The organism is Rhodococcus sp. G6(2025), from assembly GCF_058628105.1.
Genome location: NZ_CP179751.1, coordinates 403,684 through 417,354 on the forward strand (window position 1 = coordinate 403,684; position 13,671 = coordinate 417,354).

10 protein-coding genes are annotated in these 13,671 nt (G+C 66.2%); 6 read left to right on the forward strand and 4 right to left on the reverse strand.

Translation table 11 applies throughout. The annotated features are described in order from the left end of the window. Positions 1-17: 17 nt before the first annotated feature. Positions 18-458: an excalibur calcium-binding domain-containing protein gene (locus ACLIVD_RS38920; RefSeq protein WP_283335921.1), complete on the reverse strand. Its 441-nt coding sequence runs from the start codon at positions 456-458 to the stop codon at positions 18-20. A 132-nt stretch (positions 459-590) separates the two neighbouring features. Here ACLIVD_RS38920 and ACLIVD_RS38925 point away from each other — a divergent pair, with 132 nt between their 5' ends. The 4 genes from ACLIVD_RS38925 to ACLIVD_RS38940 all read left to right on the forward strand — a co-directional run bounded on the left by ACLIVD_RS38925 (position 591) and on the right by ACLIVD_RS38940 (position 6,389). Next, on the forward strand, positions 591-1,028 hold the full coding sequence (locus ACLIVD_RS38925; RefSeq protein WP_283335920.1) for a helix-turn-helix domain-containing protein: 438 nt from the start codon (positions 591-593) through the stop codon (positions 1,026-1,028). Positions 1,029-1,970: 942 nt separating this feature from the next. Next, on the forward strand, positions 1,971-2,459 hold the full coding sequence (locus tag ACLIVD_RS38930; RefSeq protein ID WP_283335918.1) for an Ig-like domain-containing protein: 489 nt from the start codon (positions 1,971-1,973) through the stop codon (positions 2,457-2,459). A gap of 456 nt (positions 2,460-2,915) precedes the next feature. Beyond that, positions 2,916-3,155: a hypothetical protein gene (locus ACLIVD_RS38935; protein ID WP_283335916.1), complete on the forward strand. Its 240-nt coding sequence runs from the start codon at positions 2,916-2,918 to the stop codon at positions 3,153-3,155. A 258-nt stretch (positions 3,156-3,413) separates the two neighbouring features. Beyond that, positions 3,414-6,389, forward strand: a complete 2,976-nt coding sequence (locus tag ACLIVD_RS38940; RefSeq protein WP_283335915.1) for a UPF0182 family protein — start codon at positions 3,414-3,416, stop codon at positions 6,387-6,389. Positions 6,390-6,719: 330 nt separating this feature from the next. On the opposite strand, the gene ACLIVD_RS38945 is transcribed toward ACLIVD_RS38940, so the two are convergent. Then, positions 6,720-8,426, reverse strand: coding sequence for a DEAD/DEAH box helicase (locus ACLIVD_RS38945; protein ID WP_491933262.1), 1,707 nt, complete (start codon positions 8,424-8,426; stop codon positions 6,720-6,722). 1,573 nt (positions 8,427-9,999) lie between these two features. On the opposite strand from ACLIVD_RS38945, the gene ACLIVD_RS38950 reads away from it, so the two are divergent. Beyond that, a complete protein-coding gene (locus ACLIVD_RS38950) occupies positions 10,000-10,140 on the forward strand; it encodes a hypothetical protein (RefSeq protein ID WP_200887862.1) in 141 nt (46 codons plus the stop codon). 164 nt (positions 10,141-10,304) lie between these two features. Continuing rightward, the gene (locus ACLIVD_RS38955) at positions 10,305-10,586 is read left to right on the forward strand and encodes a hypothetical protein (protein ID WP_269592235.1); all 282 of its coding nucleotides are present in this window, start codon (positions 10,305-10,307) and stop codon (positions 10,584-10,586) included. A gap of 767 nt (positions 10,587-11,353) precedes the next feature. On the opposite strand, the gene ACLIVD_RS38960 is transcribed toward ACLIVD_RS38955, so the two are convergent. Both ACLIVD_RS38960 and ACLIVD_RS38965 read right to left on the reverse strand, forming a co-directional pair. Continuing rightward, the gene (locus ACLIVD_RS38960; protein WP_164063825.1) at positions 11,354-12,103 is read right to left on the reverse strand and encodes an IclR family transcriptional regulator; all 750 of its coding nucleotides are present in this window, start codon (positions 12,101-12,103) and stop codon (positions 11,354-11,356) included. Then, on the reverse strand, positions 12,100-13,572 hold the full coding sequence (locus ACLIVD_RS38965; RefSeq protein WP_164063827.1) for an APC family permease: 1,473 nt from the start codon (positions 13,570-13,572) through the stop codon (positions 12,100-12,102). The genes ACLIVD_RS38960 and ACLIVD_RS38965 overlap by 4 nt, the downstream gene beginning before the upstream one ends. Positions 13,573-13,671: the final 99 nt, after the last annotated feature.

Sequence of the window (13,671 nt, forward strand, 5' to 3'; positions counted from 1 at the left end):
TCGACGATGTTGACGCCTCACTTGTCGCAGGCGATACCGTCCTTGTCCCGGTCGAGCTTCGTCGAGTAGCCGGGCTCGCCTTGGTAGATCGGCGCCGCACCGGCTGCTTTTGCGTCGGCGCAGGACGCGAAGCTGACCGATGATTGCGGGGCGGTGTGGATCGGCGCCGGGGGGTTTGCCGGAATGACGGCGGGGGCCGGCGGGGGAGCAACGGCCACGGTTGTCGTGGGCGCGACCGGCGGGGCGACGGCCGCCGTCGTGATTACCGGCAGGGCGGCGGTTGTCGTAGCGGGCGCCGCGCCCGTGGTGGTCGTGGGCCGTGCGCTCGATGCGTCGATCAGCCGGGCCACCGAGGCCGTGGTGGTGGGCGACGTGCTGCTGGACTGCGTGCCGCCACCGCAGCCGCTGATGAGTGCGGAAACGGCCAGCGCTGCCATCCCCAGGGTTGTCTTCTTCATTGCGGCATGAAATCAGGAAAACAGAACGTTCGGTATCCGCTGCGTGACCGACAGGCGAAGGCCCCCCACGGACCGAGCACGCCGTTGCGGTTGTTTCGTTTGTTGCGTATATATCGTTTAGGACGTGGCGTGATGTCCGCAGCACATGATCAGCCGACCGTGGTCGAGCAGGAACAGGCCCGGCAGGCACTGCAGCTGCTTCGTTACGTCGAGCCGGCGGGGGAGACCCTCGATGTGACCGTCGCCGGCACCGCAGAGTCGGTGCATCTTCCTCGCGCGGCACTCGATCTGATCCGCGAGGTCTTGGCGAATATGGCCGCGGGCCGGGGGGTCACCGTCGTCCCGGCACACGCGGAGCTGACGACCCAGCAGGCCGCGCAGATACTCAACGTCTCGCGCCCACATGTGATCAAGCTCCTCGACGAAGGGCACATCGAGTACCGGATGGTCGGCCGCCATCGCCGAATCCTCGCCTCCTCGCTGCTCGCCTACCAGCGGACGCAACTGGGGACCTCGCGCGGCGCCGCGGACGAGCTGGCGGCCCTGACGGAAGACCTCGGGCTGTACTGACGTGCCCTTCACCGTGCTTCTGCGACGCGAATGGGCTGTACCCGAATGTTTTACGAGACGTGCTGATCCGGCTCGCGCAGACCGGCCTGGCGCACGCGCGGTGGACGGATCGCATCCCCGGGTCCGGTGTTCGAGAACTTGGCGGAAGATCGCCCGGACATCCGAGCGATGATCGTGGCGAAGTCAAGGCGACGGGGGATCGATCTGTTCGAAAAGTGGCACCACCTTCGCCGCGCGGAGCCGCTTCTTATGTCGCTGCCGCTCCTCCCACTGCGCCGTCCTGCCGGCCGCCTCGGCCTCTCGTCGCTCCTCGAGTCGCCGCTGTTGCAAAGCGACGGTCATCTGCGTGGCCAGGATATGGCGCCGCAACTCCTCGGCGCGCTCCGCGGCGACAGTGTCACCGAGATGAGTGGCGGCAGTTCGGTCGCAGAAAGGCCAGACCGTGCACGTCCGCATCGTGGACAAGGAATCCCTCGTAGGTCAGCCTGGACCGGTCGTGCTCATCCAGGCGTGATTCCGCGACCTGTTCGATCAATTGCAAAGGGATACGCAACAATCGGTAATTCATTCGCAAAAGCGTGAGCGGTATCGACCGCAAGCTTGTCACGCTCTGGGATGCTAACCCTCGCGGCGGAAACATGTGGGTGATCGGCCTGCCGAGGTCGGTACGCAGGAAGCATCAGCAGCTCACGCACGTCGCGCACGGCCGCCGACCATACCGCCCTATGAGCGGCAGGAGTTACGGGTGAGTTGCCGATATGTCCAGATCACCAGGAAAGAAGCACCGGGGCTGACCACACTGTGCCGAGCGGTCGGTTTGGCATTGTTGGTGGCTACTTGCCCCGAGTAACGTCAAATTCAGCGGCCCGGGCGGCCGCGAAACGTCTGATGCGTGGTCGTCCGCTTCGCGTCCCCCACAGCGCGAATCGAAGGAGTGCGGTCATGATCACATCAGTTGTATCCAACCTGTCAGGTTGGGAATCTGCAGGCCTTGGTGCACATAGTCGACGCAGACCTGCGCGCCGCCTGAGGGCCGGAATGTTGACCCTTGGAGCCACCGCCGCGGCAATGATCCTGGTGGCTCCACCCGCCGCAGCTGCGACCATCAACACCACAACGACAATCTCGATCCAGGGTATGGCTGCGACAACGTGCCCAGTCACCTTGACCGCCCAGGTCACGCCCGCTTTCACCGGTGGCACGGTCACATTCAAGGAGGGCAATGCGACGCTCGGCGCCGCAGCGGCCGTGACGAACGGAACCGCCAGTGTCCAGCACACCTTCAGCACGACGGGCGCGCATGTGGTGGTAGCAACCTTTGGCGGAGCAAAAGTTGGTGTGGACGATTTCAGAGCCTCAACGTCCGGAGCGCTGACGGTCACCGTCGCGACAGGACTGAACCTTGGCTCGGTATGCCTCCCCATCGGCTAAATCCGGGGTCGTCGGGTCGGGTCAACATCTCCGGGTTCAGAATTGGTACGGCGAGATCTGAGGTGGCCTCGGAATCGTTGGACGCCCCCACCTTTCCAAGAGGTGGGGGCGCTCCACGAAACCCATGCAGATCACACCGAAGTCGAAGCTTTGGGAGGAGGACTCGCTGAGCCGGCCTGGGCTTCGAAGCTGAGATCTTGGCCGGGCAACCCTGCTATTCGACGGCGAGGATTATCGCCCGGTCGTAGCGCAGAGCGTGTTCTGGATGAACGTACCGCTCGGCGTGCTCGCCATGATCGCGGTGCAGGTTTCGGTGTCGCGCCGCGATCCGGCGCACGAACCCGTCCGGGTGGATGTGGCCGGGGGCTGCTGCTCGCGGTCGCCCTTGGGCTGGCCGTCGTCGGCCTGTACAACCCGGACCCGCGCACCGCCGTGCTGCCACCGTGGGGAGGGCCGATGCTGGTCGGGGTCGGTGTCGCGACCGTCGCCTTCGTCGGCTGGGAGCTGCGCGCCAAGACCCGGCTGATCGACCCGGTCGACGTGCAGATGGGCGCGTTCCTCGCCGCGCTCGGCGTATCCGGTGCGGCAGGCGTCGCGCTGATGGTGACCCTGGTGGACGTCTCGATCATCCGGCAGTACATCGAGCAGCAGCGGCGACCGCCCCGTGCTCCCGGTAGACCGAAGTCGATGCGCTAACCCGGCCCTGAAGGACCGGGCTTGCGCGCTCCGCTCCGCGGTCACCGGCCGAGGAGGAACCGGCGACGAGCCGCGCCCTCGAACCCGGCGGCGCTCCACTCGCGGGTCCACTTCGCCCAATCCGATGCCGAGTGCGCGCCGGCCAGGATGAGCCCGGCGCCGCTTAGAAATAGAATGGGGTGATACGAACGCCTTCGCTGGATCGGGCGAGGTGGTCCGCGGCGGGGCTGCTCGTGAGCCGACCCGTGGGAGGTGGCCATGCAACCGTCCGACCGGATGCGGGCGCTGCCGCGGCGGGCCCGGGTCATGATCATGGTGACGGTGGCGCTCATTGCGTTGCTGGTGATCGGGCCGCGTCTGGTCGTGGGGTATACCGATTGGCTGTGGTTCGGTGAGGTTGGTTACCGTCGCGTGTGGGGGACGGTCCTGGTCACCCGCCTGATCCTGTTCACGGCGGTGACGCTGCTGGTGGGTGCGGTGATCTTCGCGGCCGTGGTGTGGGCGTACCGGTCCCGCCCACTGTTCGCGGCCCCGGGCGCGAACACGGCGAAGGATCCGGTCGAGCGGTACCGGGAGGTGGTGTCGCGCCGTCCGCGGTCGTTCACGGTGGGGATCGCATTGCTGCTGGCGTTGCCGTTCGGGCTGCACGCGCAGGCGAGTTGGGAGACGGTGCAACTGTTTTTGCACGGCGGCGCGTTTGGCATCGTGGACGCGGAGTTCGGGTACGACGTCGGCTTCTACGTCTTCGATCTGCCGTTCTACCGGCTGATCCTGGCGTGGCTGTTCATCGCGGTGTTCCTGGCGTTGTTGATTGGCCCGGGAACCCACTACCTGTTCGGCGGCATCCGGCTGGCACCGAGCAAGGACCATGTCATCGAGGTGTCCCGGCCGGCGCGCATCCAGCTTGCGGTGTTCGCGGGCACGTTCATCGCGCTGAAGGCGGCGTCCTACTGGCTCGACCGGTACTCCTTGTTGTGGAGCGGCCGGAAGGAGCCGACTTTCACCGGCGCCGGGTACACCGACATCAACGCGGTGCTGCCGGCCCGGTTGATCATGGTCGCGATCGCGGTGCTGTGCGCGGTGGCGTTCTTCGTCGCGATCGCGGTGCGGGACCTGCGGATCCCGGCGATGGCCACGGCACTGCTGGTGCTCTCGGCGATCCTGGTCGGTGGAATCTATCCGGCGCTGATCGAGCAGTTCTCGGTCCGCCCGAATGCCGCCGACCGGGAGAGTCCCTACATCGAACGCAACATCGCCGCGACCCGGCAGGCCTACGGAATCGGCCCGGACCGGGTCGGCTACCTCGACTACCCCGGGGTGGGCACCCGGTCGCCCCGGGACATTCCCGCCGACGTCACCACGATCGCCAACGCCCGCCTGCTGGACCCGACCGTGCTCTCGCGCACCTTCACCCAGCAGCAACAGCTGAAGAATTTCTACGGTTTTCCCGAGCATCTCAACATCGACCGCTACACCATCGACGGACAACTCACCGATTACATCGTCGCGGCCCGCGAGCTCTCCCCGAACAGCCTCAGCGGCAACCAGACCCAGTGGATCAACCGGCACACCGTTTACACCCACGGCAACGGGTTCATCGCCGCTCCCGCCAATAGGGTCAACGCCGCCGTCCGCGATGTCGCCGGGCAGAGCGCGAGCAGTGACAGCGGGTATCCGATCTATGCGGTCAGCGATATCGCCTCCCAGGTGGGCGGCGACCAGGTGATCCCGGTCGAGCAACCGCGCATCTACTTCGGTGAGGTGATCGCGCAGGCGGACCCGGACTACGCCATCGTCGGCGGCCCGGAGGGTGTGCCGCCGCGCGAGTACGACACCGACACCGCCCAGTACACCTATACGGGCAGCGGTGGGGTGCCGGTGGGCAGTTGGGTCAACCGGTTGGCGTTCGCCGCCCGGTACGGCGAGCGAAACATCTTGTTCTCCGGCGCCATCGGGTCCGAGTCGAAGATCATCTTCAACCGGGACCCGGCCGGCCGGGTTGAACACGTCGCCCCGTGGCTGACCACCGACTCCAACCCGTATCCGGCGGTGGTCGGCGGCCGGATCGTGTGGATTGTCGACGGCTACACCACCGCCGCGCACTACCCGTACTCGCAGGTCGGTTCACTCGCTGAGCCGGTCGTGAACGACACCGGCCGAACCCTGGCCCGCGAGGAGGTGTCCTATGTGCGGAATTCGGTGAAGGCTACCGTCGACGCCTACGACGGCACCGTCACCCTGTACCAGGTCGACGAGAACGACCCGGTCCTGGGGGCGTGGATGAAGGTGTTCCCCGGCACCGTGCAGCCGCCGACGGCGATCCCGACCGAGCTGCGCGCGCACTTCCGCTACCCCGAGGATTTGTTCCGCCTGCAGCGGGACCTGCTGGCGAAGTACCACGTCGATGATCCGCGGGAGTTCTTCACCACCAACGCGTTCTGGTCGGTGCCCAGCGATCCGACCGCCGACACCGGTGGGGAGCAGCCGCCGTACTACGTTCTGGTCGGCGACGCCGGTACCGCGGCCCCGTCCTTCCGGCTCACCAGCGCCATGGTCGGCTTCAACCGCGAATTCCTCTCTGCCTACCTCTCGGTGCACTCCGACCCCGAAAACTACGGCAGGATCGACATTTTGCGGTTGCCGACGGACACCCAGACCCAGGGCCCGCGGCAGACCCAGAATTCGATGATCTCCGACACCCGCGTCGCCTCCGAGCGCACCCTGCTCGAGCGGTCCAACCGGATCTACTACGCCAACCTGCTGACCCTGCCGATCGCCGACGGCGGCATTCTCTATGTCGAACCGGTGTTCACCGAACGTTTGACCAGCACGCCCAACAGTTCCACGTTCCCGCAGCTGGCCCGGGTCCTGGTCAGCTACCGCGAACCCGGCACGGGCGGGGTGCGGATCGGGTACGCCCCCACCCTCGCCGAGGCCCTCGACCAGGTCTTCGGCACCGGCACCGGCGCCGTTGCCACCGCACCCGGCGGCGATGCCACCACACCACCACCTACCGGCGGGCAACCGCCGGCGCCGTCCCCACCGGGCGCCCCGCCCGCCCCGCCGCCGGCGGCATCGGACCAGCTGACCGCCGCGGTCCTCGAACTCAACGACGCCCTGGCCAACCTGCGCGAGGCGCAACGCACCGGCGACTTCACCGCCTACGGTGCGGCCCTGGACCGCCTGCAACAGGCCATCGACACCTACCTGGCCGCGGGAGGCACCCCGCGCTGACCCATCCCCTCCGCGCGATCCGCGCAATGACGTTGTCCCGTATGGAAAATTGCGGATTCGGGCTGTAGACCGGCCAGGACCACCCGCCGGCCGCGCACGCGTTCACCATCGCCGTCTCTCCGCCCCCCTCGAACTGATCAAGATCGACGGCGGCGAACTCTCTGCCGATCCTCGGTCTGGTTGCGCTCCCGCTCATCGGGTAGCGACCCATCCTTGTGTCGTTACTCGGCGGCCCACACCAAGGTGGACACCCAACTGTGAGCACACTTGCGGGGGTTATGTACATCCGCTCGCTCTCGATTGTAGGAGTCCCTGGTCCAGGCATCATTCCTACTCGAAGATGCTTTCGGGAAGCCAGTCTGCGTCGAACAGTCGGGCCAGCTTTCCGAACGCCCCGAGATCGCCATCGACACTGGCTGATGTCACCATGAGCCGATTGATCATGATCCGAGCCGCCTGCGCCTCCACCGTTCCGGCGGCGAACAGGAGTGACCACGAGCAAACCTGCCCGTCGCGATGCGCACGACCCATCGTTTGGCGTGCGGCAATTCCGGAGTAGCGAGGCTGGTGGAAGAACCCGATGCGACGTGCCGATGAGGCGCGGGAACCGTCGACCATCAACTCGGACGCCTGCAGATTGATCGCAGATGCGGTGTTGAACACCACGACCGGGTTGTGGCCTCGCTGAAATCGAATGCGCTCCGTCTCGAGATCGCCCGCGCCGAAGATGCGGGAGACGCCAATGCCGTGCTCCTCCAAGAGGTTGGCTACCGGGTCGGCGGCCGTGGTGACCAATTCGACGGCGACGAGTACCTGGTAGCCACGTTCGACGTGTGCGGCTACCAGCTCGGCGGTCTGCGGGGCTCGCAGCATGCCTGCCTTCTGCCGGAACCGCATCAGAGCGGCACGGCCGCGGGCGGTGTCGTTCCCCTGGCGGGCGATCCTCATCGCGCTGCGGAACTCACTCCAGTCCTGGTGGTACGCAGCCCATTGTGTGGCGGTGAAGTCGAGTGGCAGGCCGTCGATAGGTGGCGGCCCCCAGGGCGCGTCGCGATGCATCATGACGGGCGGGTCGCAGTCGGTCATCCATTTTCGGACGCGGGTGACGGCCTGATGCTGCAGCCGCTGAGAGCCTTTTGCTTGGTCGTTCCAGTCCCATTTGCCCTTGTCCCACCCGGGAGTCAGGGGTAGGCCATGCTCGACCAGTTTCTTACCGAGATCGGCCCACTCGCCCGGCGGGTCATCGTGCAGTTGCGCGAAAAGCGAAGACAAGTAGGTGTATTCGCCTGGGTGATGACCCGGCGTCGCCGTCACGGTGATGACGAACGGCGCCTTCTCAGGCGTCGCGGAGAGACGGTTGATGCGCCGCTGGTACTGGGTGCGCTGGGCCGTGAGGTGCCTGAATTGCTGTGCCTCGTCATTGATGATGAGGGAGAAGGAGTACTTCGGTTGGCCGTTGCGTCCGAGTAACTTCTTGAGCTGGTCCGGGGAGATGATCAGCCACCGATAGCCTCCGTCGCCGAACGCAGCGAGGGCGTCGCGCCACGCGGCGATGGTGATCTGGGCCGGCCGGTCCACGGTGATGAGTACGGTGTCGCCGCCCCCTAATTTCAGCGCAGCTTTCGCGCCGAGGATTGCGCTGCCGGTCTTGCCTACACCGGGCTCGTCGGCCAACAGGAATCCGCGCTTGCCGTGGTGAAAGGCCGTCGCGATCGCCTTCGCGGCGTCCACCTGTTCGGGCCGCGGTATCTTGTGGAAACCAGTAGCGCCCGGTTGCCGCACGCCGTTGAAGTCCTCTTCGACCCAGCGAGCGTACGAGTACGGTTTCGACGCGTAGACGGTGAGTTCGTCGGGCAATTGAGTGCCGATGTAGGCATATGCTTTGAGCGCTTTGTAGTACTTGGCACCGGGCGCGGATGCCCGATAAGGGACATCGAGGATCCAGATCTGCTCCCCGTGCCCCGGGGTGGGTATCAGCGGCGCGGCGCTGGCTCGTCTGGGCTTGGAGCGTCGCTGGGTGGTCTTCCGTGCGGCCATGAGTGCAGGCTATTCCCCAGGCGGATCGTCGGGGTCGACGACGTCGTCTGCGGCGGATGCGGTTGCGACCGCCGCGGCGGCTGGCACCGAGGAATCGCGGGCTGTCGCGGCGGGCGCGGGGCCCGGTGCAGGGCGATTATGTATGTCGATAGTCTCCACAACCTCAGGTTCGGCGGATGGTTCCACTGCTCTCGACTCGGCGGTGCACGCGGTGGCGTGGAGGGCGGCGGCGGGCGATGCAGGCGAGCGTGACGGACGAAACGGACGGACGGGCCGCTGCATGCATATATGGAACATCTGGATGGAGGGGTGTTCACCTATGGCGAAGGATGATGCGGGCGTTGGTAGCACCATGAACTGTCTGGGCGGCAACCACGCGTGAGAGGGGCCTCCAATCACACCTGATTCCGCTTGTTGCGGGCACGTTCTGCGCTACAAGGACCCTCGTCAGCCCGCCCAGTCGGTGTGCACCGTGTGGGCGGGCTGACGATCAAGGAGCCTTCCGTCGCAACGGGGATTGTGCCGGGACATAGCTTGTTGGTTCCGGTGCAGGAAACGAGAGGTGGAATCTATCGCCCCCGTACGTGCTGCTGAATCGAATCTGGCTCGCCCTGGTCGCCCTCGCGGTCGAGGTCACCGCAACCGTCTACCCAATTCGGGTCAGGGGCGCCGAGAATGCATGTGGAAATAGGCGAACGAGACTGGGGCAAGGGGTGACTCGCTCGGAGGGTGACACGTGATCCGAGGGGCGCCGCGTCACAAAATGCGAACAGCGGCGGTGACACGGTTGATGTGTTGTGGCGCAGCCAAGCGCAGCCCCCGCCAACGATGTAGATCAGCTGGCAGGGGCGCTACACGGACAATCTGCACGCAGTAACGAGCAGTGCATAATTGATCTTCGTGAGCCTGCACGGGGAAGTCCAGGGAGTGTGATCCATGCCATCGCAGTATTTTTCGCACCTCCGAATTACCGACCAGTAAGTGTGAGTTCGACGAGGCCTACTGCAGTGCGTGCACGATCCGGACGCGAGCTTCTGAGGGCGAAATGCGCGATCCAGCGACAAGGTGCGCTACTGGACCCGTTGTTCTGCCTCGCCGTAACAGTGCCGGCAGGCTTCGATAGCGGGCGATCAAGTGACAGTTCCGCTTCGCTTACCGATTGTTCTGTGCTGCACAGTGTCCAGTCGCATGGGCAACTGTTCCGCGCCATCGAGTATCTGCGGCGAGCCGCGCACCTACAGTTGTCGCCGACGACCAATGGCCGAGCCGGATCGCCACCGGCAGGCGGGCCGGCAACCCCACACGAATTGTGCTGGCAATGCGAAATGCGTGGGCGACATAGCTCAGGCACCAAGTCTGTGACGTAGAACACAGCTGAATTTGTGGGAGAAGCCTGGCGCTCGGGGATGTTCGGTTGCGACCCTGAACTGAGACCCAAACCTCCAGACCCAAATACGGTTATGGGCGTAGGTAGTTCGGCCAATGTGCAGGTGTCGAAATCGGTCCAAGGTAACCGGTACGCCACCATTCGACGTGGCTGCCGAAATTATCTGCACGTGAGAGAAGAGTTGTCATGGCACGGATTACCGAGAACCTGGGCGCGAGTCTGCTGAACACGTTGCGGGTCGGTGTTGTTAGCACTGTTCTGTACGCCGGACTGATCATGGGCGTGGTTGTGGTGGCGGTGTGGAAGTTCCCGATGCCCGGCGTATAGGGCCGCCCGCGGCCATCCATAGTCCTGCGCCGATGCCGGCGAGTGAAACACTCGGTGGCAGTTCGGCGATAGAGCTGACAGGGGCGTGGTTGTGCCCGTGGCCTCGCGTGGCCGGGGATCACGCGCGATACCCGTGACGGGCCCTGTTTACTGTGGAAGGGACGATGATGTTCGGGACCGGCGTAGGCCTCATGGTTGCACTGCTGGCGGTGACGCTTCTGGTGGTCCCCGTCTCGTTCGGTGTGGCGGCACGAGCGGACGCAAAAGTCCGCCGCCTTGCGGAGTTCCGAGCGTCTCATCCGAATCCGGTCGGCTCGGTCGCTGTCGCGGATGTAGACGAGCGGTGTGATCGGTGGCGGCAGCTGGCGACGCGGGCGTGGTTGATCTGCGTCGGTGCCTCCCTGGCCGCAGTAGCGGTCGTCGGTGTCCTGATCTGTGTCGCGTGAAGACGACTACATTGCCGCGAGTGCGCGGGGTGGTTACTTCTCGGCTGTCAGTGCGCGGCGAAGCTGCACCCTGCGACACCCAGCCCGCGCCTGCGGTATTACCGGAGTCTGAAACTATCTCGGCCCCAGTGTCATACGCGCCAGAGGCGCAGTTACGCCCCGGTGGGCCGAAGCGGCCCGGTCGGAGTGTAGTCCGCTCCGGCCGGGCCTCGCCGGGACATTCAACAGGTACCCGCGTGAGCCCTGACCGCGTTCCTCAGCACTGCGCGTCGGGAGGGGACGCGCTCCAGTCGAGAAGCGCGGTTCCGTGTTGGTGTACCTGGGTGGTGGGCGTCGCTGATGTCTCCTCGGATGTGCTGCGTGCGAAGTAATCGACCGGAGCCACGAATTTCGTCGGAGCAGTGCACCAATCCCTGCTAACCAGTCCAGGATTGGCTTGCGCCGTGTTGGGTTATCGACCTGCTCCTTCGTGTTCCGATGCGAGGAAATGGTAGATCCACCGCCCGCCGCGATCGCTGAAATGTGACCCAGGCCACACGCCTTTGTCGGTGGTCCAACTTCGGCCGGCTGCCGTCGGTCCAAGCTCGCCCGCCACCGAGTGCGTGTGCGGCGATGGTGATCGCTCCGGACGCCGCCCCCACAGCTCTCCCACGCATCCGGGCCACCGAGTGATCCGACCGCGCCGGGGCCCGCTGGAGGCCGGGGACCTCGCGGGCGGTCGCGCCGCTGCGGTGGATCGGTGCACGGTGGATATCTTCATATGCTGCCTAGAACAGCAACGGCGCGAGCACACCCGCGCACTGTTGCAGCGAGTCGGCGCGACGGAGGAGCGCGTCGATGCGGGCGGATGGGCCGGCGAGGCAGAGGGCGCCGGCGGTGTCTCCGTCCGGGTCGCGCAGCGGCACCGCCAGGCAGGCGAGGTCCTGTTCGAGTTGGTCGACCTGAACGGCGAACTGCTGATCGCGGATGGTGCGCAGTTCGGTGTCGAGAGCGGCGAGATCAATGACGGTGGCCGAGGTCAGCTGCCGCAGCGGAGTCGAGGGCAACGCTTCCTGCCAGATGGTGCGGTCGGCGAGTAAGAGTTTTCCGGCGGCCGAGGCGTGCAGGTAACGCACCAGCTCACGCGTAGCGCGCACGGGGTGATCGGGGTCGGCGTCGAGGACCCGCAGCGTCGTGTTGTGGAAGGCAATCACGTGGACGGCGAACCGCACGCTGTCGCGGAGGTCGTCGAGTTGCCGGCGCGCGGCGGTAGGAACGGTGGGGGAGACGGCGGCGGTGACCAGCCCGTTGAGGCGCGCGCCGAGCCCGAATCCGCGCAGATCCGAGGTCCGCACCAAATACTCCTCGGCGACGAGCGAGTTGATGAGCCGGTAGGCGGTGGCCTGCGGGAGGTGCAGGGCGCCGGCGATCTCCTTGGCGGTGACCCCGAGGCCGAGGGTGGCGACCACCTCGAGGATGTCGAGAGAGTTCGAGACGGTACTGGGGTGGTGTCGGGACGGGTCGGTGCGTGGGCTCATTGGAACGCGGCCGTGGGCAGCAGGTCGGTGCGCTGGGTCTCGTCGTAGATACCGACCGAGGCGAGCCGGTGCGGAGCCAGACGCCGAAGCGCAAGGGTGTAGAGCACCGCCGCAGCCATGATCACGGCATAGACCGCGAGGAGCACGATCCCGTCCTGGATGGCAAAGACCACGGCGTTGACGACCAGGAACAACAGGATGACGGTGGTCACGACACCGAGCACCCAGACCGCGGGGGTCGACTCTCCGATGCGCCGCAACAGGATCGGCGCGGACAAGCACCCCGCGAGATAGCTGCCGATATAGCCGCAGGCGCTGAGGGTGAGAAAGATGCGCAGACCCTGATCGGGCGAGACACTGGCGAGCAGAACCGCGATCGGCACAGCGGTCACCACGACCATCGACGCAGCGATGGCAGGGGCGGGCGTCTGAAAACGCGGGTGCGTGCGGCCGAGGGCAGACGGGGCGACGCCCTCGCGGCCCATGCAGAACAGCACTCGTACAAGCGCATTGACCGACGCCAGGGTGCAGGCGAAGAACGAGGCCGCGATTCCCAGGTCGAGGATCGCCGACAAACCGGTCGAGCCCTCCGAGACCAGCAGTGCCACCAGCGGTGTCGCACTCTCGCGCACCGAGTCGGGGGCCTCGGCGAGGGCGATCGCCTGCACCGGCAGGGCGATCAGATACAACGCGGCGGCGGCGACCGGGGTCCACCGGATCACCCGCGGCACCGACAGGAATGGGTGGCGAGCCTCCCCGCTCAGTGTCGTGGAACTTTCGAAGCCAACGAACGCGCTGACGGCGACGATGACGGACAGCGCCATGCCCTGTGCGTTGCCCTCCCAGCTCATGGCGGCGGCGACCGGTACGCCGGTGCGAGTCGTGGTGACCAGCAACAAGATCAGCAGGGCACCGACGAGGCCGACGGAGACACACTCGACGAGCAGGGTGATCCGGGCCGAGATCCGGATGCCGCGGATCATCACCAGGGCGGCCACCACGGCGGCCACCACCGTGACGGCGACGATCGCACCGGTGGGGGTGCCCCGCGCCAACCCGGTGGTGACGGCGATGTGCGAGAGGTAGGTGCCGACGGCGAGCAGGCCGGCCATGCCGACCGTCGCATATCCGACGATCGCGGACCAGCCGGTCGGAACGGCGGCGGTCGGACCGAGGCCGCGGGCGGTATAGCTGTAGATTCCGCCGACCGAGGCCATCCGCTGTGCCATCGGCCGTAGGCACGCCGAGACGAGCAGGATGACCACGGCCGCGCACACGAAAGCGGCGAGCGCGCCGCCCCCGCCGGCGGTGCCGATCACCAGCACCGGGATCACTGCCGCCGCACCCGACGGCGCGACCGCCGCGACGGACTGGGCAAATACCGGTATGAAGGGCAGCTGACGGCGCGGCAACCCCTGCACGGGTGACTGCGCCGCGACCAGCGCCCGCTTGTGCGGTGAAGTCGTCATGTTCCGCACGCTCATCTCTGAAAGAAGCAGCGAAGTCGCCTGGTCAGCAGCTGCACGCGGCCCTGGGTGGTGATCGATGTCACGCCCAGCGTCGAATCC

What these genes read in the sequence shown, in the direction of transcription:
- ACLIVD_RS38920 (WP_283335921.1), bottom strand. Translation starts at nt 458, where the DNA reads ATGAAGAAGACAACCCTGGGGATGGCAGCGCTGGCCGTTTCCGCACTC.
- ACLIVD_RS38955 (WP_269592235.1), top strand. Translation starts at nt 10,305, where the DNA reads ATGATGTTCGGGACCGGCGTAGGCCTCATGGTTGCACTGCTGGCGGTG.
- ACLIVD_RS38965 (WP_164063827.1), bottom strand. Translation starts at nt 13,572, where the DNA reads ATGACGACTTCACCGCACAAGCGGGCGCTGGTCGCGGCGCAGTCACCC.
- ACLIVD_RS38960 (WP_164063825.1), bottom strand. Translation starts at nt 12,103, where the DNA reads ATGAGCCCACGCACCGACCCGTCCCGACACCACCCCAGTACCGTCTCG.
- ACLIVD_RS38925 (WP_283335920.1), top strand. Translation starts at nt 591, where the DNA reads ATGTCCGCAGCACATGATCAGCCGACCGTGGTCGAGCAGGAACAGGCC.
- ACLIVD_RS38940 (WP_283335915.1), top strand. Translation starts at nt 3,414, where the DNA reads ATGCAACCGTCCGACCGGATGCGGGCGCTGCCGCGGCGGGCCCGGGTC.
- ACLIVD_RS38935 (WP_283335916.1), top strand. Translation starts at nt 2,916, where the DNA reads ATGCTGGTCGGGGTCGGTGTCGCGACCGTCGCCTTCGTCGGCTGGGAG.
- ACLIVD_RS38950 (WP_200887862.1), top strand. Translation starts at nt 10,000, where the DNA reads ATGGCACGGATTACCGAGAACCTGGGCGCGAGTCTGCTGAACACGTTG.
- ACLIVD_RS38945 (WP_491933262.1), bottom strand. Translation starts at nt 8,426, where the DNA reads ATGGCCGCACGGAAGACCACCCAGCGACGCTCCAAGCCCAGACGAGCC.
- ACLIVD_RS38930 (WP_283335918.1), top strand. Translation starts at nt 1,971, where the DNA reads ATGATCACATCAGTTGTATCCAACCTGTCAGGTTGGGAATCTGCAGGC.